We start from the raw sequence: 21,790 nt of genomic DNA, 5'->3' as shown, positions 1-21,790 counted from the left end.
ATTAACTTTTGTCAACCTGCTATTTTTCTCATTAATAAACTTTGTCCTAATCCTAACTCCCTTGACTACTGCTATAACGGATAATTCCGTTCTAAAAAGGCTTCAGCAGCAGCGCGATCGCCTATTTCTCCATCTAATGTAAGCGTTAACAAATCATCCAAAATTTGCTTAAATTGATGACTGGGTTTATATCCCATCGCCTTTAAATCATTACCATTTAAGGGGGGTTGAATGTCTCGCCATTGGGTTAAATATTGCCAAATTCGCTTTCTGACTTGTCGAGGAGATTGCACCGCCATTAAAATTAACATTGATAAATTATAGGGTTTAAATAACCAGAAAAACTGACTATTTTTTTCCAATTTATATATATTTTCAAGCATCTGATTTTTAGCTAATTCTAAACTTTTTAACCGTTCAATAGTTCCCGCCTGTAGCTGAAGATTCTGTGCCACTTTTTCCCGATATTCTGGGGATAAATAAGCTACTAATACCTCCAAACGAACCTCCCAATGGTTTAAATTGTTTTCGGGATCAAAGCGTTGTAAACAGCGATCAACAGACCGTACTTGTCGCCATAACTGCGGACTTAATTCTAAGCTGGGATGAATACACCGTAACGCTTTTAACTCCCCTAAAAGTTTTAACGAACGTTTCCAATCGGGAGATTGAAAAATATATCTTAACTCACTTTTTAAACGGGTTTCTAAAGCCGGAATTCGACGATTTTGATCAAAGGATTTATTACTTTCTTCCCGTTGTTTTTGATAAATTCCACTACTAATCGCATAACTAATATATTCTTGAGTTTGAGCTTCAATTTCAAATCCCAACCGCACTGTAAACCGCACCGCTCGATAAATTCGAGTCGGATCTTCAATAAAACTATTCGCGTGTAAAACCCGAATTTTTCCAGATTCTAAATCCGCTAATCCCCCAAAAAAGTCTAATAATTCGCCAACTTGAGGAGAAGTTAACCGCAATGCTAAGGCATTAATTGTAAAATCTCTCCTGTATAAATCCTGACGAATGGAACTCGCTTCGACTTGAGGATTAGCCGCCGGATAGGGATAAAATTCCGTTCTTGCGGTGGCAATATCAATCCAAAGGGAATCTAAAATTGGGTCATTATGCCATAATAAAGCCGCGGTTTGAAATTGTCCATGAACATCTAATCTTGCTGCGGGATAATGTTTTTGTAAATCCTGGGCTAATTCCACCGCCGGAGAAACAGATGATGAAATATCCGGGCTGAAATTAGCATTTTTATAACAGCCATCCACGACAATATCAATATCATTTAGTAATACCGTTGTTTCCGATTTTGCTAATAATAAATCTCGTACCGCACCCCCAACTAAATAAACCTGCCATCCGCGTTTTTCTGCTAAAAATGATAGGCGATTTAGTAAAGTTAATAAAGGTGTGGCTAATTTTTCTTCTAATAATTCTTCCACACTGGTACAGGTCAACCCCGGAATACAGCCTTTAAAAATTGATTTCTGCGGCCGTTGTTGTTGATGAAGTAACCTTAAAACATCGGTTCGAGTAACAATTCCCACTAAATTTTGATCTTGTAAAACTGGTAATCTACCAATATCATAAGTCACCATTAAGGCTTCAATTTCGGGTAGGGTTGTTTCTGGAGTAATGGTTTTTAATTGTGGTGTCATATAGCCCTTAACCGGGGCGTGACTAAAGCCATGATGCAGGGCAATATCTAAGTCTCGACGGGAAATAATTCCTACTAATTGATCCTGTTCATCCACCACGGAAAGACCGGAATGATCATAACGTAATAAAATCCGATGGGCTTCTTCTACGGAGGTATTGGGGCGAATGGTTCTCACCGGAGAGGACATCAATTCCTGCGCCGTTGGCGGGTGGGGAATTTGTGCTTTTAATTGTTCAACTAATTGCTCTAAAATCTCTGAAAAATTGCCTTCTTTTAACGCGACTGAAGCCGCCCGGGTATGACCACCACCGCCATAAGGTTTAAACAATTCATTCAAGTTTGTTTTTTCAATTCGAGAGCGTCCAATAATACTTAATCGATCTCCTTCTCCCCGACCATATTGATTAGCTAATAGTAAGGCATCACTTTCGGTTAAATCAATTAATTCTGATGCCAAAGTTGATAATCCTGGCACATATTCATCAGTTTTAAATAATATCCAAGCGACGGTATAACCTCTAATTGTTGATTTTTGTAATTGTTCTAAGGCTAGACTTAATAACTCTTGTAATTTCTGGGGTAAACCGGGTTCTACATATTCAGCAATCACGGGTAAATTAGCGCCTTGCTCCATTAACCAAGCTAATGCTATGGCATCTCTAGCGGTGGAATGGGGAAAGGTTAAGGAACCCGTATCTAAATGGATTCCTAACGCCATTACCGTCGCTTCTGCGGTGGTTAAAAGTGGTTTTTGGGGTTGATTTCTTAACATTTCCACAATTAAGGTTGTCGTCGCCCCAACGGATTCAATATAGGTTTCTGTGGCGGGAATATCGGATATTGTATCGGGATGATGATCGTATATTCTAATGGCGGATAAATTGGCTAACTTAAACCATTCGGCACTTTTTCCTAAGCGATCGCAACTTTGGGTATCAACAACACTAATCGAATGAATTTTATTTGGATTCACAGAGCGCTGTTCAATTAAAGCAAATTCATCTCGATATAAGGCTAAAAAATCCCTCACCGCCGGATGACTTCCCCCCGCTAATACAATTCGACTTCCGGGGTAAATTCGAGTTAATCCCACCGCTGCACCGAGGGCATCAAAATCAACGGTTTTATGACATAAAATTAGGTGCATAAAGTTAATAATAATTAAGTTAGATCTTTGATTAATTTTACCATAAAAAATCCATCCATATTCTGTCTGTGGGGCCAAATTTTAATCCAGCCTTCCGGTTCGGTAGTTAAACAAAAACTTTCCGGGGGAGTTTGAATTTTCCAGTTAGAATGTTGACTTAAAAAGTTTTGAATTATGGTTTCATTTTCTTGAGGATGGAGAGTACAGGTTGCATAGACTAAACAGCCACCTGGGTTGACCCAATTTTGAGTTGTTTCTAATAGTTCTAACTGCAATTGAGACAGGTCTTGGATATTTTGAAGATCATGTTTCCATCGTCCATCCGCCCGTCGATGTAAGGTTCCTAAACCGGAACAGGGAGCATCTAATAATAGCCGATCAGCTATCTCGAAACACCCATCTAATTTCCTAGCATCGCCTGCTTTGATTTGAATGGAATTAAGTTTTAATCGAGTTAAATTTTGCTTGATTTTTTTCAGTCTGGATTTAATAGAATCAAAGCCTAAAACTTGACCTTGATCTTGAATTAATTCAGCAATATGGGTGGTTTTTCCACCCGGGGCGGCACAGGCGTCAATAATAGTTTCTCCGGGTTGGGGATCTAATAAATAGCTAACCCATTGGGCGCTACCATCTTGAATTGACCACCAACCTTGATTATAACCGGGTAAATCTTTAATTGATCCGATACTACCAGTTAATCTTAATCCTAGGGGTAAACCGGAAATTCTATTAACAGAAATTCCCCTAGATTGAAATTCTGATTCTACGGTTTCTAAAGTGGTTTGTAGGGGATTAATTCTTAAATCAATAGTGGGAGATTGATTAAACCAATTACAAAGCTGTTCGGTTTCTGCTAATCCTAAAGTATCTAACCAAAATTGAATTAGCCAGTCGGGAAAACTATAGATAATTCCTAATTTTTCTATGGGATTTTGGGGTAATTTAAAGGGGGTAAAAACAGAGTTAAAAGAATCAGAAGTTTCTACAGGACATTTTTCAGATTCTCTAATATAATGTCTCAATATCCCATTGACAAAACCACTAAAATGGGTTAGTCCATTCTGTTTAACTAATTCAACACTGGTATCGACCGCCGCCGAATTAGGAACTTGATTCAGATAGCAAATTTGATAAAAACCGAGATGTAGTATAGTACGAATATCCGGGTGCTGTTGATGGGATTTTTTTGGGGCTAAGTAATCAATTAAACTATCAAGCGATCGCCGTCTACGCACACAACCATATACTAATTCCGTGGTTAAGCGTCGGTTAATATCTGATAGATCGGATTCACGAAGCCATTGATCTAAAACCACATCTGCGAGCCCCCCTCGTCGGTTAATGTCTCGGAGTGCTAAAAATGCAACTTGGCGTGGATTATTATTCACAGTTATTATAAAATTCAATTCCAGGTAATTGTAAAATAATTGCTCCTCGTAAGATTGTATGAATCTCCTTCAGGAAACCCAAGTAACCCATGACTACAACTGAATCAAGACTATCAGAATTTGGTGAATTTATTCAAACAAAATTCAAGATATTTTCTTCGGGTTTTGTTTTATCTCAGGCTCCTACTTATGACACTTGGCGAAAGCATTTAATTCAAAAACGCCTAAATTTAGGTTTTAGCCTAGCTCTACTTTCCTATTTTACCAGACAGTGAAGTATTTTCCCCCCTGTTCCCCGGGGGCTGTTCTATATTAAAAAAATTTGTTGTTGCTGCTAAAGCTCTGAATAAGAGCGCTCAACCGCAACAACTACTAAGAGCGATCAAGCGCAACAACGGGTTTTTCAAAGATTTTCACTAAGAAATAGGAGATAATAATTCAACGGCATCCCGCCCATCCAGATCTTCTAAATAGACCTTCACCTGTTCTTCCTTGGCGGTGGGGAGCTTTTTACCTGTAAAATCAGGATGAATCGGAAGTTGGCGATGACCCCTATCCACCAGAACCGCTAACCCAATGGTTTCAGGACGTCCATAATCAATTACAGCGTTGAGAGCCGCCCTAATTGTTCTGCCTTTATAAATCACATCATCCACTAAAACCACGGTTTTTCCTGTCAAGTCAAAGGGAATCTTAGTTTTTTCTGGAGTTCGCATTCCCACTTGGTCTAAATCATCTCGATAAAACGTAATATCTAATGCCCCCACCGGAACCCGCAACTGTTCCAAGACTTCAATTTGATTAGCCAAAAGTTCCGCTAATAGAACCCCACGGGTATAGATTCCGAGTAAAACTATATTGTCTAAATTCCCATATTTTTCAACAATTTGTGAAGCCATCCGGGTGACGGTTCGTCGGATTTCAGCCGCAGACAGAATTTCAACAATTTTTGTCATTTTAGATTAAAAATTAACAATCTTGATTTTTTTTTAAGCACTTAGGGATTAATTTCCCATGTTGAAAAGGATAAATCCCCCTGTAAATAATCCTAACGTGATTAAAAAACTATATCGAGTCAGTTGTAATGCTTGTTTAATGGTAGTTGATGTAATCGGTTGTTGAGGATCTCCCAAGAAAGGTTTCTGTTTAATCACCCCCCGATAGGAATTTTCTCCCCCTACTTGTACCCCCAGGGCGGCGGCATAAGCGCATTCACTCCATCCCGCATTGGGACTCGGATCAAAAACAGCATCCCGTTGACAAATGCTGAAAACATAACCAGGTTTTCCTGATAATATAGCGATCATGATCACCGTTAATCGACAGGGAAGCCAAGTTAAAACATCCTCTAATTTGGCACTAAACCATCCTATATCCCCATAGGGTGCTTCTCGATAACCGACCATAGAATCGAGGGTACTAGCGGCTTTGTAGGCAAAAGTAAGAGGGACACTACCGACCCCAGGTAATACCGCACCAATTAAGGCATAAAATAAAGGAGCCATGACGCCATCGGTGGCATTTTCTGTCACGGTTTCTAAAACCGCTCTAAGGATTTCTGATTCCGATAGGGTTTCGGTATCTCGACCTACATAACGACTTAATCGTTGACGAGCCGTAACTAAATCTCCTTGATCAATCCAATATAAAACATCCTCGGCGGAATCCCTTAAACTCCGACCCGCAAAACAACTGGCCAGGAGAATACTTTCTACCGCAATGGTCAAAATTTCAGGCCCCGAAAATTTGACAACTAGCACCCGTACCCCCTCTCTAATTAACGCCACTGTCAAAGCACTCCCCAATACCACAATTAGGGTCAGAAATACCCCCGCCACCCGCAGAATTCTCGGTTGATCAAAGTATTTAAAGAAAATTTGAGTATAGTAAGTAATTATCCACCCCATCACCTGCACTGGATGTAACCAATTTTTGGGATCTCCAATCAGATAATCACCCACAGCAGCAATCAATATAATGATTAGGGAATTAAAATCCGTCATGGACAATTGATAAATAGAAAAGGACAATCAATCTGGAACTCAACTTCTGGGGTGCAAAATTCCCTAAACCACAAAACTTGTTTCTTCCCCCTGGGCGGCTTGCCAACTGCGAGCATCATAATAGAGATCTTCGAGGGAAATCCCATAGAGTGCCTCTTTCAGCTTTTGGTGTAACCGATTCCATAGGGTAAAAGTTACCCAGTCTTCTGCTTGTTCAATATCCGCTTGATGGCGGGGTAAAGGTTCAATAGTTTCTCCCACTGCTTCTAATATTTGTCCTAGGGAGATTTGGGCTGGAGATTTTGCCAATTGATAGCCTCCTTGAGCACCTCGAACTGATTCAACTAACCCCGATCGTCGCATCTCGATCAGGAGTTTTTCCAGATAGGGTGCAGGAATATTTTGACGTCGTGCGATCGCATTCACAGAAGTCGGCTCCATCCCCCGTTGTAAGGATAGATCAAGCAAGGCTTTAACGCTATAGTGTCCCCGTGTCGTTAACTTCATTCTGGGTAATAAAATAGATAACTTGGCAATGGAGTTTTAAAGGCTAAAGATGGTCTTGAGGTGATTCTACCAATTTGAGCATACCTAAACGAAATTCACCACAACTCTAACCGATCGCGCAGCAAGATCCGCCTCAAGAGTTTAGTCTGGAGTTGATAACTTCTCATCAGTCTGAACAGGAAATTTTGGGATTTAAAGGGGAGTTTGAGTTGATGCTATAGGGATTAATGCTATTCCCGAAAAGCTGATAGCTGAACCCGATCCTGAGTTGTTGGATGTCCCACCCTTCCACTCAACTCCTTGACCCTAATTAGATCCAATAAAAAATTTTTAAAATAGGTGAATAATTTCCTTAATTAGTGTAATATAGTTTCTCAAGCAAGGATCTAGCTAAAAAATCTGGGTGATCTATCACCCACCCACGATAAAAGTCAAGACCTTTTGTAAAACATTTACAGGCACAGTTAATGGTTAAAAAGAAAAGTTCTGATCCTCAACCTCAGCCTCTAACTGGGGAAGCTTTACTCGATAAAGTCAAAGGACTTGAACATCTGAGCAAAGAAGAAAAAGCTAGAGAATGTGGTTACTACACCCTGACTAAGAATAATGTTGAGCGTGTCAACATGATGAAATTCCTCAATGCTTTAATTGATGCTGAGGGAATTGAGTTAGATGGCAAACAACAAGGAAACGGCCGGGGTGGACGCTCTGCTAGTTATAGAATTAGTGTGCAATCAAATGGAAACTTGTTGATTGGTGCAGCCTATACAAAACAAATGGATTTAACGGCTGGCGATGAGTTTGAAATTTCTCTCGGACGTAAGCATATTCACCTCAAACAAGTTGAAGCTGGAGACGACGAAGAATAATCCCAGGGATATTGTTTTTAATAAGTCCTGAGACTAAATTTGAACGTACACACTTTAGACTGGCAATGGCTCTTTTTAAGTCCCTGCCAGCTATTGTTATATTAAAATAACCACAAAGGTACTAAGACACAAAGAAAGATGATCAAGGGGACTATGACGGATCTAATGGCATACTCTACAATTGGATGGGAATACTAGAAGTTTTTCTATGGCTTATTGTTTAAATCCCGAATGTGCTAAACTCTATAATTCTGATCAGAGTCAATTTTGTTTAACCTGTGGGAATCAACTACGGTTAAAAGATCGATATCAAGCTATTGATATCATTGGACAAGGGGGATTTGGGAAAACATTTTTAGCCGTTGATGACGATAAACCTTCTAAACCGCGCTGTGTCATTAAACAATTTTTTCCCCAATCTCAAGATGCTGATACTTGGCAAAAAGCATCGGAATTATTTGCACAGGAAGCAATTAGGTTAGATGAATTAGGTAAGCACTCTCATATTCCTGAGCTTTTAGCTTATATTACGATCTTGGGTCATTTATGGGATAGAAACAGGAGAAGAAATTTGTACCTTAACCGGACATACAGGTATTGTTTATTCCATTGCCATTAGTCCCGATAATCAAACAATAGTTAGCGGGAGTCAAGACGGAACAATTAAAATATGGCGTCCGTTGTTGCGATGCGACGCATCTTAAAGAGGCGTGAACGCCTCACTACTAGGGCGCTTACCTCTACTTGGTAAGTTTCAATCGTACTTAAAATTAACTCGATGCACTGGTATAAAATTTTAAGGCAAATTGCCAAAATCTAGCCGAAATAAATAATAATCCCAGGGCTAAAAATCCCGAACCTACCACCCAGGATATATTATTTCTTCCTAGGATTGATTCTGCTGGAATTGTTGTTAAAAAAGCGACAGGAATAATAAAGGTAAAAAAGAAACGATAAGCCATAGGATAAGCCACCATTGGATATCTTCCGGCTTCTAATAATCCCTGTAATACTTCCGTCACATTATAAATTTTCACAAACCAAATACTGGTCGCGCCTAAGATAAACCATAAACTATATAAACTCATCATTCCAAAAGATAAAGGTAATAAACTTGCTAAATAATCTTTCCAGGTTAAGCCTAGTTTACTCCCTTGATAAGCAACCATTGAACACCCAAAAATTAGGTCAGGTGTTCCCCAAGGCGACACCATACGAGTCGATAGCCAAAATTGACTACTCAGGGGTTTAAGTAATACAAAATCTAAGGTTCCATCTTGAACATGAGTCACAATTCTGTTTAAATTGGGAACTAATATTGTGGTTGAAAATCCTTGTAATATTGTAAATATTCCCAAAACAACTAAGGCTTCTTCCCAACTCCATCCTTCAAAACTGTAACCCGTTCTATAAAATAAAAATAGGCTAAAAATACTGCCAATTAAACTTCCTAAACTTGTGATAGCAGAAATCAGAAAGTTAATCCGATATTCTAGTTCTGCTGCGATCGCAGTTTCCCAAAATAACATTAAAATCTTAAAATAGCGTTGCATAATTAATACAAAATCAACAATAAATCCATTGTAAGGGCGGGTTCACCCAAATCTTAAACTAATCATCGTAATTTGTACAAACCCGCCCAAACCTTTTTTTTACTTAACTATAGAATAGAAAATAATCGTTCAATGGTGCGTTGATTTTCGTTAGGACGACCAACGGTAATTCTTAGTCCTCCTCCGGTGTGACGAACTAATGTTCCTTTGGTTTTTAATTGCTGCATAATCTGGTTTAAGGCTTGATCAGAATTTTGTTCATCAGTGAGTCTAATATAAATAAAATTAGCATCACTTCGCCAAATTTTTAATTGTTTATTTTCAGTTAAAGCATTAATTAAATTAGTCCTTTCTGCTAAAATTTCAGGGATAACTTTCAGCAAATCTTGACAATTATTTAATGCTAATAATGCAGCCGTTTGTGTGAAACTAGGAAGGTTATAGGGAAGCCGAACTTTTTCTAAAGCGGTAATTAATTCAGGATGGGCGATCGCATATCCAGCCCGCAAGGAAGCTAAACGAAATGCTTTAGAAAATGTGCGTAAAATCACCCAATTGGGATGCTGTTTTAACTCCTCTATAACGCTGGTTTGACTAAACTCAAAATAGGCTTCATCAATTACCACTAAAATCTGTTCTGGTAACTGACGCAACCAGTCTAATTCATTATCCGTTAAAGCATTCGCTGTAGGAGAATTAGGATGAACTACAAATACAACTCGAATCGGAGGATTTTGTGTTGTTTCAATCGCAGTTTTAGCCGCGTTTAAATCCATCTCAAAGGTATCTTTATCCCGTCCTATACCAACAACCGAAATCCCTAACGTTTGGGCAATAATTCCATACATGGAAAAGGTAGGATTAGCCACTAAAATTGAGCCTTCTCCCCCCAAACAAGTGGCAATTAAGATGGATCGAATTAATTCATCTGACCCATTGCCAACGGAAATCTGCTCAGGATTGACAAAAGCCTCAGAATTAGAAATAATCTCGTTAATATAATTAGCGATAGCTATTTTTAACGGAAAATGACTACCATCAGGATAACGATTAGTTTCAATTTCATGTTGATATGTCCAAGCCAGCTTTTGTTTTAATTCTTCAGGTAAATCATAGGGACATTCATTAGTATCTAAACGGTCTAATATTTGAGTCTCGATCGGACTGCCAGAATTGCCTCCTGGGTGGGGAGCATAGGCCTGAAGTTGGTTGAGGTCGTTACGAAGAAAAGACAGCATGGTGTTGAGGTAATCGTAATTTTTTCTGAAGTTTAGACAAAATCTATTATCCCTTAATTTAGACTAAAATAACATCCAAAAAACAATATTTTTAGATGTCATTTTAGCTGAACTATTCGTTATCCTGATTCAGGAAAATAAATTTGCATTTTGTTCACCTCCATTAATCAATCATTAATGCTGTCAAAGCTAATTTACAAAGATTGAATCTTTTCAAGACTTAATCCCGTTGCTTGAACAACTTGCTCTAAACTAAAACCCATTCGTAATAAATTTAAAGCAACTTCTTCTTTCCCTTCCAATTTGCCTTCCAATTTCCCTTCCAATTTCCCTTCCAATTTCCCTTCCAATTTCCCTTCCTGTAGAATTTCTTGATAAATGACTGAATTTCTCATAAGATCACTCCTTAAAAGTCTTTTCACTGTATCTTTATTTAAAACTAAACCCGCCAAAATTGCCGAGGCCGCAACAAGATTGCTTTGAACTTGTTGATCGGTAATTCCCTCAATTACTTCAGCAACTTGACTTAATATCATGGTCGGATCATCGGTCTGACTAAGTACAGCAAAAGGTAACAATCCTGTTACATTTAAAAACTGTTCCGGCGGTTGTTCCCAAAGACGAATCACCTCAAACTGATGAAACGTATTCTCCAGACGAAAACTATTTTCTTGAACTAAAAGAGAATTAGTTTGACCCAGATAAATCACCACCTGACGCATGACTTTGTTGGGAAAACGACGATAGACCCTTACTCGATAATCTAACATCCTAAAGGGGATTTTAGCATCGGGTTCGGTTTGAAATTCTGTGTGCAAAACCAGATCATCTGATTGCAGTAAGATTAAAGAATCAGCCCGAATTGGTTCTAATGATAACTCTTGGGGACTCAACTCAGTTAATGCAACGGGAGAACCCAACAACCAACTCGCCAAATCTTCAGAAAAATTTTCTGCCAGAAACTTGCAAATACTGTCAAACACCCCGGATTATTCCTCCCCAATCATCTGACCTATTCATTTTACAATGATCAATCTATCATATAAGCTGAAATTGTAGAAGTTAAACTGTAGACTATTCAGAAATCGGGTTTATTCAAGAAACCCAATTTATCAAGTCATTAGTTTTTTATTTCCCCTTGTAATAGCCAAAAACCAGTAAAAGTCATCCCCGAATCATCCGGTTGAACTAATAGAAAATGTAATCCTTTTGCTAACTGTTTTCTGACTTCAAAGGTTTTAGCAGAATCCATAACTTCCGCATCTTCAAAGGTTGCCATCACCCAACGATCAACTAAACCTGATTCTAAGATCAATCCATTAGGAGAACCTGCAATATAATTGAAAGCAAAGGGTCGAATTTCCTCTAACCATCTGGCTAATTGCATTGATTTTTTACCACCATTAATAATAATCCCAGGAATCGCTACTACCGATGCTAAACCTATATTTATGGGTAAAAAATTATCCTGAATTTGTACAATAGGAATCGGACGGTCGGCAAAAAATTCTTGTAAATTTCCGGCAGAAATACTTGCAAATTTCCAACTATCACCCCATAATTTATCGGGTAATGGTAAAGGTGGCATTTGTTCTAATTTCACAGGATTATAGGGTTCTGCTGTATAATATTCTGACTGAGAATATTGTGTTGAACGTTCAGTTAACCATTGTTTTAATGTCTTGGTATTTCGATAGGGTTCCACTACAATTCCTAATCCTTTGCCAGCCGTTTCTAATAAACTTAAAGACTGGGGACGAAACACTTGGATTTTATCAGGTTTTTGAGTAACAATTACTTGTTGCAATTGTTCTATTAACCAAGTTGAATTTGCTTGCGACTGAGGACACATCGCTATGAACTCAACCTGGCGAGTTTCGTCACAGACTAACAACTCCCAAAGAGGTTGTCCGCTTGCATCCTTGAGGGGACGACGATAAAAATCAGCTTGCCAAATTACCATAGACACAAAAAATCCTAATATTCTGGTTGAAAACTATTCTATATTTTCAATTCTAAGGTTAAGATTGATCAAATGAGGATTAACAGATGTCAGATTCCATCACTAAAGTTGTGGGTATCGGATTTCGGGTTATAATTCTAGCTCCTACCTACTATCTCCTAATTATAGGGGGATGATGTTAATTAATTTGGTTATAAAACTATGAATCCTGCTTTGACACAATTTGGCGAACGGATGTCTCATTTAACGGGAGTTCGTGCGATTATGAAAGATATTATTGAAACTTTAAGATTAGGAAAAGGCAAAGATTTTATTAATTTAAGTGCAGGAAATCCGGTAATTTTGCCCGAAGTTGAACAATTGTGGCGAGATTGTACCGCAGAATTACTATCAAGTCCTGAATATGGGGAAGTCGTTTGTCGATATGGTTCTAGTCAGGGATATCAACCATTTATTGATGTCATTGTTGAGGATTTTAATTCTCGTTACGGGTTAAATTTAACCGACCGCAATGTATTAATTACACCTGGTAGTCAATCAATTTATTTCTATGCTACCAATGCTTTTGGCGGATATACCACCGATGGTAAATTGAAAAAAATTGTTCTTCCTTTGAGTCCTGATTATACCGGATATGGGGGTGTGAGTTTAATTCCTGAAGCGGTTTTTTCCTATCAACCAAAGTTAGATATTGATGAAGTCAATCATCATTTTAAATATCGTCCTGATTTTAGTCAATTAATTATTGATGAAACCACAGGATGTGTTATATTTTCCCGTCCTTGTAACCCCAGTGGAAACGTTTTAACCGAAGAAGAAGTTAAAAAAATTGCCAATTTAGCTGCTAATTTTAACGTTCCAGTATTTATTGATTCTGCTTATGCTCCCCCATTTCCTGCCCTAAATTTCACCGAAATGAAACCAGTTTTTGGCGATAATATTATTCACTGTATTAGTTTATCAAAAGCAGGATTACCAGGGGAACGATTAGGGATTGCTATTGGCAATGAAATCACAATTCAAGTATTAGAAGCATTTCAAACCAATATGTGTATTCATTCCCCCCGTTATGGACAAGCTATTGCCGCCCGTGCTATTGGTTCTGGAGCATTATCAGAAATTGCCGCGGAGGTAATTCGTCCCTATTATCAACAGAAATTCACCGTTGTGGAAACAGCATTAAATCAAGCTATGCCTAAAAATTTACCCTGGTTTTTACATCGGGGAGAAGGGGCAATTTTTGCCTGGATGTGGTTTAAAGATTTACCGATAACTGACTGGGAACTGTATCAACAGTTAAAAGAAGTGGGGGTAATTGTAGTTCCGGGTAGTTCATTTTTCCCGGGTTTACAAGGAGAGTGGAGTCATAAAAACCAATGTATTCGGATTAGTTTAACTGCTACAAATGAGGAAATTACAGAAGGGATGAAACGGTTAGCAACTGTTATTGAACAGGTTTATAATCATTCTATTGTGGGTGTTTAAATTCTCCAATCCCTCTTGCTACTCAGGGGGGATTATCTATATCAATCTCAGTTAATTAATTTCTATAATCTAAGGGATAATAACAGGTTAATGGCTATAAACCTCAAATTAATACTATTTTAAAAGAATGGTTTGGGGATTGGTATCAAGAGGAACAATTTATTATTCAGCTTGATATAGGTGATTCTACATTACCTGTAGAATTTAGTGTAGAAGATAACTTTTATCAAATTGCTGTAGAAACGTTTGGTATGGAACCAAAAACCGTTAGAATATTAGAGGACATGAGTGATTTATGAAGATAAAGAAAAAGAAGATATAGCTCGTTTTTATATGCCGGAAATCTTTCGAGAAGGCTTAGGTTTTTCCGGCAAAGGAGCGCGTCCCCGTGTGTTAGCATTAAAGAGAAAAGTATTAGGACGAGGTATTATCTAAAGCTGGATAATTTCAACGCTAATTCACATAATTTTTTGTTAATTTCTATCCTACAACCCGATAAACAAAATTAAACGTTGCCCAACTATTAATATCCAGGGCTAAATCATCGGTGATAATTCCCATTTTTTCTAAGGTTGGTTGACTACCTCTATTCAAATCTTGTAAAATTGCATCCACAATATTCAAAGGATTAGAAACTCGATTAAATTTTAACATACCTTCATTTTTATTAATATTTCTATCTGAAATTTCTAATGTTTCTAAGAAGGGATTATGACTTAAAATAACGTGGGTTTCTACTAATCTGGTTGACCCTTTGACCATTTCTCCGATCATTTCTGTGGAAGAATTTCCACTATAAATATTATTGGTCGGTAAACTCAAGGATTTGCCGGGTGTAATTTGTTGTTGTTGAGGGTCAAAACCTGAATTAAAAATATAAGTTTCTCCTTCACTATTCAGAGAAAATACTAGGAAATAAACCGGAAATTCTCCTTGATTTTGGAGTTGATATTGTAAACGACTTCCTAGAGTTACTCTGACAATACCAATATTTTCGGAAGCGGTAATCTTATGTTGATTTAAACTAGAATGAGAATTAATATTATTAGCATTTTCTCGATTGATAGTATTAAAAAATCCTGTGGTTTTTCGTTTAATTAAAACTTGAGATTGGGGGGATAATAAATTTAAAGACGCTTTTACTTTTAAATGGGAGGAACGTTCATTTTCTGTTAATCTTAATAACTTAATTGCTAACCGGGTTTTTAGTTGGGGAATTAACCGATGTATCGCAACTTTTACCGCTTCTCCTCCTTCGCCAACGGTATCGGGAAGTAAGACTAAACCCTTAGAAAATAACCCATATCTGCCCTGAAATAAAGGGGATAAGGGTGGGTTCAAAGTTTGGGCAATAGTGGTATCAGTAACGCGACTCAGGACATAATCCGCAGGTTGATCACCTGCTACAATTGCCATCCGAGGAGAATCGGAAAAGGTGCTGGTTGCATCAACTCGTTCAATTCGAGATAATTTCGGATCTAAGGCAATTTTTAAATCAATTTTTCGAGGTAAAATTCTAATTGATTCTTGCACTTTTTGTCCGATTTCTAATCCTAAAAATGACGTTGAATTATTATTTTTTATTTGCGCTTTGGCATTTAATCCAGTGCGAGAACGCAATTGTAAATAGATAGGATTTTCTAAAGAATTTGACTCTGATATAATCGTTAATACACTATTTAAACTATAGGAATCTAACACAAAAGCTGGCAGACCAGTTAATAAAATTTTGGCTGTTTTGCCATTATCTTCAACTCCGGTAATTACACCATCAACCGGAGGAGAATTAATCCATAAATTCCCTAAAGAAAATTCTGATTCAGTTTTAGAATTAGACCCCGTTAATGTGCGGCGCAGTTGGGGTTGTTGAGATGATCCCACAATTTGTTCAAATTCTCCCGCAACCCGACGGATTTGATCTGATAAATTCCGGGGTGAACTTGCCCCCCAGAGGGTTTGGGTTAAGATATAAGTGAATAATCCTGCATTAAAGCCATCCCATCGAGCTTCTGTGGCGATTTGGGATGGTTTAGATGCGGATAAAACTATCCCTGGTAAACCTGGTTTTCTTTGTTCTAATTCTTGACGAGAAATGCCTAAACTAGATAATAGTTGATTTTGTAAATCTAATTCTGCTGGATTAATTTCAACGGTGGTTGGACTGGGAATAGCGCGAATTTTTAGAGTCCCTTGTTGATGATATCCTGGATAAATAAAGCTTGTATCTAAAATAGTAATTATGTTAGAAGTTTTTAGCGATCGCAATAATAACCACAAGGTATCTTCTAAAATATCATTAACAGTTTCCGTTTCTGATAAAGCAATATCAACAGGAAGATAAGAATGCTGAATTTGAGATTGATTATCAACCGAATTATCACGGGGAATACAACTACCATAACCACTAAAATGAAACAGCACTAAATCCCCGGTTTTAGCCTGTTCAATTAAATGGAAAATAAATGCCGATTCAATTTGATTTCTAGTAGCTGCTTCATTTGTTAACGTGACAATATCATCGGGTTGAAAACCGAATTTATAAATTAACAAATTCCGTTGTAATTCCACATCCGTTAAACAGCCTTGCAACGGTTCTTGAATGCGATTTGCAGTTGGATATTGATTAATTCCAACTAATAGGGCTAACTTCCGTCGGGCTGGCTGTGAAGCGGCTTGATCAGAACGATAATACAGTCTTTGATTAATCCCCAGTGCCGCCAGGAGTAAGCCAGTCCGTTGTAAAAATTCCCGTCGTTTTAGTCCCATTACCAAAAATCAGTTATCAGTAATCAGTAATCAGTTATCAGTGTTTAGAATTGCCACGGCGCCTCTGGAACCGTTATAGCAGGGAACAGGGAAGCCGGATCTGGGGGGAAAATACTTCACCGTCTGGGTTCTAAGATCCGTCTGGTGTCCTAACTGCCTTGGCGGTTGCTATATCAGTTATTAGGTAATAATTTAAAAACAGCTAATTAACTATTAACTATAATATCAACTATTACACTGATAACTGATAACTAATAACTGACTACTGATTATTTGTTTTCATTGCTTTAATTAATTCATTAGCAACTTCGGGGCGGGAAAATTCCGGGGGTGGAAGTTCTCCCCGACGGAGCAATTCTCGTACCTTAGTTCCCGATAAATGAACTCGCTGTTCCGGTGAACTGGGACTGGTTTTACTGGTTGCCATTCCTTCCGTCACCTTACAGTAAAAAGCGTGTTCAAACATCATCGGAGTAATACCTAATTCCCCCGGCTCAAACTCATCGAAAATATATTGAGCATCGTAAGTACCATAATAATCACCCACCCCGGCATGATCCCGACCCACAATAAAATGAGTACAGCCATAATTTTTCCGCACCAGCGCATGAAAAATCGCTTCCCGGGGGCCAGCATAACGCATTGCAGCCGGATTAATTGCTAAAATCACCCGTTGTTTAGGATAGTAATGATCAATCAAAATTTCATAACAGCGCATCCGTACATCCGCCGGAATATCATCGGATTTTGTCGCCCCAACTAAAGGATGCAAAAACAAGCCATCAACGGTTTCTAAAGCACATTTTTGGATGTATTCATGGGCGCGATGGATGGGGTTTCGGGTTTGAAATCCAACAATAGTTTTCCAGCCTTTTTCTCTAAATATTGCCCGAGATTCAGCCGGGTCAATTTGATATTTCGGGAAGTAGGGATGGGATTGACGCTCTAATAACCACACTGGGCCAGCAAGATTAATTCCCCCTTGATCATAAACGACTTTCACCCCAGGATGTTTTTCGTCTGTGGTACGGTAGACTTTCAGGGCTTCAGTTTCCTTGTCGTAGGAATATTTTTCCGTCAGTTCCAAAACCCCAACAAACTCACCGCCGGGGGAATCTAAACGCACCAAACCTCCTTCTTTTAGGTTCGAGGCGACCTCCTCAGACACAGACAAAGTGATCGGAATTGACCAGGGTAAACCATTACTCAGGTGCATTTGGTCAACAACGGTTTTATAGTCCGCCTGTCCCATAAACCCAGTTAGGGGACTAAAACCACCAATAGCGATTAATTCTAAATCAGAAAGCGATCGCTCATCCAACTCAACTATCGGTAAATGTGCTGCTTTGTCCAAAAATTCCTGTCGTTGGTCAGGAGTTGCAATACGATTAATTAGATGTCCACCGTGGGGAACAATGGCGTCTAGTGATTGACTCAAGGATAACCTCTCTAAGCTAACTAAAAAATTGACAATTATTCAATTTTATTGATGTTTCTATACTACTAGGATTTGTTGACATCCTCCACTGCCCGAAGGCGAGTGGATTTTTCACTACGCCACAAGGGTGGCTGAATTGGTAAAAATTGCCAGATCACGGTTGAAACTTTCTAAATACTAAGGTGACATTATGACCCCCAAATCCAAAGGAATTGGATAAAGCCACATTCACAACTTGGGCGCGACTGTGATGAGGAACATAATCCAAATCACATTCGGGATCTGGATTATCCAAATTAATTGTCGGAGGTACCCGATCCTCCGCAATCGCCATCGCCGTCGCCACCGCTTCAATTCCTCCCGATCCCCCCAACAAGTGGCCGGTCATTGATTTAGTTGAACTTACCGTTATCTTGTAAGCACTCTCGCCTAATACCCGTTTAATGGCGGCGGTTTCCGTAGTGTCGTTAGCTGCGGTGCTAGTTCCATGGGCATTAATATAACTAATTTGTTCCGGGGTAATTCCGGCATCCTTCATCGCCAAGGAAATAGCTCTACTAGCCCCTTCTCCCCCAGGAACAGGGGAGGTGATATGGTAGGCATCACAGGTCATCCCATAACCCACCATTTCCGCATAAATCCGGGCACCTCGACTTAAAGCACAGTCTAATTCTTCTAAGAGTAAAATTCCGGCCCCCTCTCCCATGACAAATCCATCTCGATCCCGATCAAAGGGACGACAGGCGATTAGGGGTTCATCATTGCGAGTAGAAAGTGCCCGGGCTGCTGCAAATCCCGCCACCGATAACGGAGTAACGGCCGCTTCGGTGCCGCCACAAATCATCGCTTGAGCATAGCCCCGTTGAATTAAACGAAAGGCATCGCCCACGGAATTTGACCCAGCTGCACAGGCCGTCACCGAACAGGAATTAGGCCCCTTTGCCCCGGTATGAATCGCCGTGAGTCCGGCCGCCATGTTAGCAATCATCATCGGGATCATAAACGGACTACAGCGATCGGGGCCACGAGTTAAATAGATCTCTTGCTGATCTTCAAGCACCTTCAGTCCGCCAATACCCGTTCCAATAATGACACCCACCTGTTCTGCATTTAAGTCATTAATCACGAATCCGGCATCAGAAACAGCTTGTTGACTAGCCGCTACCGCAAACTGAGCGAAGCGATCCATACGCTTGGCTTCCTTGCGCGAGATGTAATCACAGGGGTCGAATCCCTTTACCTCACCAGCAATGCGACAATCGTGTTTTGAGGCATCAAATCGGGTAATTAGGTCAATTCCATTGCGTCCGTTAATTAACCCGTCCCAATATTCAGCCTTAGTATTTCCAAGCGGAGTAATTGCCCCTAAACCAGTTACAACAACCCGCTTCAAATTCATCGTAGTCATGATATTCAATTCAAAAATTGATCACCCAAAATGCAGAACGTCAGTGAGAACCAAAACTAACGCTATAACAGCAGTTAAATTAAAATGGGTTAGGATTGCCTAGTTCAGACAGTCGGATGCAGTAAAGTTCCTGCGGTACTGAAAAACGGCTAATCCCACGCTTTTTATGTTGATTTTAAATCAGTTTAAAAGATTAAGCTGATGCTGGTACGTTGTCTTTGATGTAGTCTACAACCTCTTGAACTGTCAGAATTTTTTCAGCTGCTTCATCAGGAATTTCGATTTCAAATTCTTCTTCTAACGCCATCACCAGTTCCACTATATCCAGAGAATCAGCCCCTAAATCTTCGGTAAAGCTTGCTGATGGAACGATTTTGATGTCTTCAACATCTAATTGTTCTTCAACAATTTTCTTCACTCTGTCAAACGTATCACTCATGTCCTATTTTTCCTTATTTGGATGTCGCGTATACCATTTTATCTGAAAGGTGGATCACCGCAGCAACGATCTTCTAACTTTTTCGAGTTGCAGACATCGGGTTTCGGGGGACGGCTGGGGGCCAAGGTCTGTATATAATCATTATTAACCCGTAGGGGCGGGTTTAGGTAGATTGTTTGTGAGAAGGAAAGATTAACTCTAACCCGCCCCTACCTGGTGATAAAATTTGGTTAAAATTTATCGAACTGTCACAGAATAACTGGTTTTAAAAGGTTTAAAATCATTATTATTTTTAGCAGTTCCTTTCAATTCTAATTGATAAATTCCAGCTTGGGGAAATATAATTTCTGTTCCAGGAATACCCCGATATTTTTCCGCAGAAATAGCTTTTAATTGGGGCTGCATTAATGGTTGTGTATTTGATGACCTAGGTTCTCGATAAATCGCCAATTGACAATTACATTCAGATAGGGGAATGATTTTTCCGCCGCGACGGGTTAATGCAAACCAAACTATTGCTTTTTCTCCTGACCGGGGATTATGATTAGGTTCTAGGTGGAATGTTACCGCCACATCTCCAGACACTTCTACTTCATGGGCAATAGCCGGGTTAGAATAGGAGAATTTTTGTAGGGGTTGAACACAGAGGAATGTTCCAATAATTAATAATAATTTTAAAGACTTATTTTTGCTTAAGGGGCGCAACATAAAATTTTTCTAATCCCAATATTGACCAAATAGGCAGATACCTAATCAATAATACCATTAAAGTTACAATAATAAAAATAAAACCTCTTAATTGATCAAAAAATGTTAGATCAAATCTACCAAAATAATTAGAACCAATAAACAGAGCATGAATCACTATAAAAATTAATGCGGGTACGGCTAATAAATGAATTCTACGCCAGAATATTCCTAAATAATTTTGAATATGATCAAAACTGGTGATCGCCGCCGGAATCATCAATAATAATGCTAATCCCCCCGCTATTATTCCCAGTTGATGTTGGGGAATCATAAATTCAAAAGCAGTTAAATTCCATTGAAACGTATGATCTAACATTTGCACCGTATGAACAATAGCTAATACAAATGCACCAACTCCTAAAAAGCGTCTATATTTTAAAGGTTGCGACCATAACCGACTAATTGGACGGGCAATTAAGGCGAACATTAAACTAATTAAAGATCCATAACCAGTATAATCAATATGATTTCCGGTTCTTAATAGGGTTAAAATTCCGATTAATAAAGTAATCCATCCCCCCAGTCTAAAGAGTTGACCGCGACGGTCGGCGGTGAATTTTCCGGTTAATAATCCCACCCCTAACATTGTCGGGAAAGTTCCGAGTCCAAAGGCTAACATAGTTAGCATTCCCAACCCTAAATTTCCTGTTTCTGCGGCTTTAATTTGGGCTGTGTAGAGAAAACCACAGGGAATTAAACCCCAAATTAATCCCAATAAAATTGGAGTAAAAACATGATTTTGTAAAGATACATTTACCATGATTTTACTTAGGTAATTATGTAAATTTTTCGGGGATAAGGGATGGATAATCGGGAAACGACGAAAGACGGTAGGATTAATTTGAGCTAATCCTAAAATAATCAATAGAATTCCAGTAAAAATCGCCATCCCTTGGCGAAAAATACTGCCAATTCCTGCCATTTGTCCCCCAGCAATTAAAACCGAACCCAACCCGCCAATCATCGCCCCAATTAAGGCATAACTAAGAATCCGGCCGAAATTTAATAATAGGTGAAATTGCCAGGGAATTTTGCCAGGGGAGAGGGATTCATCGGAAACAGAAAAAGCAACGGTTAAGGGGCCGCACATTCCCAAACAGTGACCAAAACTCCCCAGAAATCCTAAAGCACCAATTAACAATACGTCAATGATCATGA

General features: G+C 38.9%; 20 protein-coding genes and 1 pseudogene. 6 read left to right on the top strand and 15 right to left on the bottom strand.

The window, feature by feature from the left end; genetic code table 11:
- Nucleotides 1-71: 71 nt before the first annotated feature.
- The gene (locus NMG88_RS19685; protein WP_042157830.1) at nucleotides 72-2,822 is read right to left on the bottom strand and encodes a CBS domain-containing protein; all 2,751 of its coding nucleotides are present in this window, start codon (nucleotides 2,820-2,822) and stop codon (nucleotides 72-74) included.
- A gap of 14 nt (nucleotides 2,823-2,836) precedes the next feature.
- Complete coding sequence (locus NMG88_RS19680) at nucleotides 2,837-4,213, bottom strand: 16S rRNA (cytosine(967)-C(5))-methyltransferase (RefSeq protein ID WP_235752180.1); 1,377 nt, start codon at nucleotides 4,211-4,213, stop codon at nucleotides 2,837-2,839.
- Between the two features lie 89 nt (nucleotides 4,214-4,302).
- Between NMG88_RS19680 and NMG88_RS19675 the strand changes: the two genes are divergently transcribed.
- Entirely contained in the window at nucleotides 4,303-4,488 is a 186-nt protein-coding gene (locus NMG88_RS19675) for a hypothetical protein (RefSeq protein WP_042156111.1), read from the top strand.
- Between the two features lie 141 nt (nucleotides 4,489-4,629).
- Here the strand turns inward: NMG88_RS19675 and pyrR are convergent, their stop codons facing one another.
- The 3 genes from pyrR to NMG88_RS19660 form a co-directional block, all read right to left on the bottom strand.
- Complete coding sequence (gene pyrR, locus NMG88_RS19670) at nucleotides 4,630-5,169, bottom strand: bifunctional pyr operon transcriptional regulator/uracil phosphoribosyltransferase PyrR (protein ID WP_026785894.1); 540 nt, start codon at nucleotides 5,167-5,169, stop codon at nucleotides 4,630-4,632.
- A 48-nt stretch (nucleotides 5,170-5,217) separates the two neighbouring features.
- Nucleotides 5,218-6,216: an adenosylcobinamide-phosphate synthase CbiB gene (gene cbiB / locus NMG88_RS19665; RefSeq protein ID WP_026795653.1), complete on the bottom strand. Its 999-nt coding sequence runs from the start codon at nucleotides 6,214-6,216 to the stop codon at nucleotides 5,218-5,220.
- 63 nt (nucleotides 6,217-6,279) lie between these two features.
- Complete coding sequence (locus NMG88_RS19660; protein ID WP_026795654.1) at nucleotides 6,280-6,723, bottom strand: Rrf2 family transcriptional regulator; 444 nt, start codon at nucleotides 6,721-6,723, stop codon at nucleotides 6,280-6,282.
- Nucleotides 6,724-7,190: 467 nt separating this feature from the next.
- On the opposite strand from NMG88_RS19660, the gene NMG88_RS19655 reads away from it, so the two are divergent.
- From NMG88_RS19655 to NMG88_RS22760, 3 genes and pseudogenes are all read left to right on the top strand, one after another.
- Nucleotides 7,191-7,592, top strand: a complete 402-nt coding sequence (locus NMG88_RS19655) for an AbrB family transcriptional regulator (RefSeq protein WP_042156114.1) — start codon at nucleotides 7,191-7,193, stop codon at nucleotides 7,590-7,592.
- A gap of 208 nt (nucleotides 7,593-7,800) precedes the next feature.
- Nucleotides 7,801-8,118, top strand: a pseudogene (locus NMG88_RS19650) (4-Cys prefix domain-containing protein); the annotation flags it as partial.
- On the top strand, nucleotides 8,117-8,296 hold the full coding sequence (locus tag NMG88_RS22760) for a WD40 repeat domain-containing protein (RefSeq protein WP_081846488.1): 180 nt from the start codon (nucleotides 8,117-8,119) through the stop codon (nucleotides 8,294-8,296). The pseudogene NMG88_RS19650 and the gene NMG88_RS22760, both read left to right, overlap by 2 nt.
- A gap of 66 nt (nucleotides 8,297-8,362) precedes the next feature.
- On the opposite strand, the gene NMG88_RS19640 is transcribed toward NMG88_RS22760, so the two are convergent.
- The 4 genes from NMG88_RS19640 to NMG88_RS19625 form a co-directional block, all read right to left on the bottom strand.
- Complete coding sequence (locus NMG88_RS19640) at nucleotides 8,363-9,145, bottom strand: ABC transporter permease (RefSeq protein ID WP_042156118.1); 783 nt, start codon at nucleotides 9,143-9,145, stop codon at nucleotides 8,363-8,365.
- 107 nt (nucleotides 9,146-9,252) lie between these two features.
- Complete coding sequence (locus NMG88_RS19635; protein WP_254035724.1) at nucleotides 9,253-10,383, bottom strand: histidinol-phosphate transaminase; 1,131 nt, start codon at nucleotides 10,381-10,383, stop codon at nucleotides 9,253-9,255.
- A gap of 194 nt (nucleotides 10,384-10,577) precedes the next feature.
- A complete protein-coding gene (locus NMG88_RS19630) occupies nucleotides 10,578-11,366 on the bottom strand; it encodes an Rpn family recombination-promoting nuclease/putative transposase (protein WP_042156122.1) in 789 nt (262 codons plus the stop codon).
- Between the two features lie 137 nt (nucleotides 11,367-11,503).
- Entirely contained in the window at nucleotides 11,504-12,346 is an 843-nt protein-coding gene (locus NMG88_RS19625) for a Tab2/Atab2 family RNA-binding protein (protein ID WP_042156124.1), read from the bottom strand.
- A 201-nt stretch (nucleotides 12,347-12,547) separates the two neighbouring features.
- Between NMG88_RS19625 and NMG88_RS19620 the strand changes: the two genes are divergently transcribed.
- Nucleotides 12,548-13,831 (top strand): valine--pyruvate transaminase, encoded by a 1,284-nt coding sequence (locus NMG88_RS19620; protein WP_042156126.1) that lies wholly within the window; start codon nucleotides 12,548-12,550, stop codon nucleotides 13,829-13,831.
- 288 nt (nucleotides 13,832-14,119) lie between these two features.
- The gene (locus NMG88_RS19615) at nucleotides 14,120-14,266 is read left to right on the top strand and encodes a hypothetical protein (RefSeq protein WP_167541240.1); all 147 of its coding nucleotides are present in this window, start codon (nucleotides 14,120-14,122) and stop codon (nucleotides 14,264-14,266) included.
- Nucleotides 14,267-14,311: 45 nt separating this feature from the next.
- Here NMG88_RS19615 and NMG88_RS19610 read toward each other — a convergent pair whose 3' ends face one another.
- The 6 genes from NMG88_RS19610 to NMG88_RS19585 all read right to left on the bottom strand — a co-directional run bounded on the left by NMG88_RS19610 (nucleotide 14,312) and on the right by NMG88_RS19585 (nucleotide 21,788).
- Nucleotides 14,312-16,597 carry a caspase family protein gene (locus NMG88_RS19610; RefSeq protein WP_254035723.1) on the bottom strand — a complete coding sequence of 762 codons (2,286 nt, stop codon included), beginning with the start codon at nucleotides 16,595-16,597 and terminating at the stop codon, nucleotides 14,312-14,314.
- A 262-nt stretch (nucleotides 16,598-16,859) separates the two neighbouring features.
- A complete protein-coding gene (gene sat, locus NMG88_RS19605) occupies nucleotides 16,860-18,035 on the bottom strand; it encodes a sulfate adenylyltransferase (RefSeq protein WP_042156129.1) in 1,176 nt (391 codons plus the stop codon).
- A 154-nt stretch (nucleotides 18,036-18,189) separates the two neighbouring features.
- Entirely contained in the window at nucleotides 18,190-19,443 is a 1,254-nt protein-coding gene (gene fabF, locus NMG88_RS19600) for a beta-ketoacyl-ACP synthase II (RefSeq protein ID WP_254035722.1), read from the bottom strand.
- Between the two features lie 193 nt (nucleotides 19,444-19,636).
- The gene (gene acpP, locus NMG88_RS19595; protein ID WP_042156134.1) at nucleotides 19,637-19,882 is read right to left on the bottom strand and encodes an acyl carrier protein; all 246 of its coding nucleotides are present in this window, start codon (nucleotides 19,880-19,882) and stop codon (nucleotides 19,637-19,639) included.
- A 237-nt stretch (nucleotides 19,883-20,119) separates the two neighbouring features.
- Complete coding sequence (locus NMG88_RS19590; RefSeq protein WP_042156135.1) at nucleotides 20,120-20,590, bottom strand: hypothetical protein; 471 nt, start codon at nucleotides 20,588-20,590, stop codon at nucleotides 20,120-20,122.
- The gene (locus NMG88_RS19585; protein ID WP_264477069.1) at nucleotides 20,565-21,788 is read right to left on the bottom strand and encodes an urease accessory protein UreH domain-containing protein; all 1,224 of its coding nucleotides are present in this window, start codon (nucleotides 21,786-21,788) and stop codon (nucleotides 20,565-20,567) included. The genes NMG88_RS19590 and NMG88_RS19585 overlap by 26 nt, the downstream gene beginning before the upstream one ends.
- Between the last annotated feature and the right edge of the window lie 2 nt (nucleotides 21,789-21,790).

The sequence above is a fragment of the Planktothrix agardhii genome (genome assembly GCF_904830935.1).
In the GTDB taxonomy this organism is placed as follows: domain Bacteria; phylum Cyanobacteriota; class Cyanobacteriia; order Cyanobacteriales; family Microcoleaceae; genus Planktothrix; species Planktothrix agardhii.
Note: the sequence above shows the minus strand (reverse complement) of the source record. Positions and strands in the feature narration are given on the sequence as shown.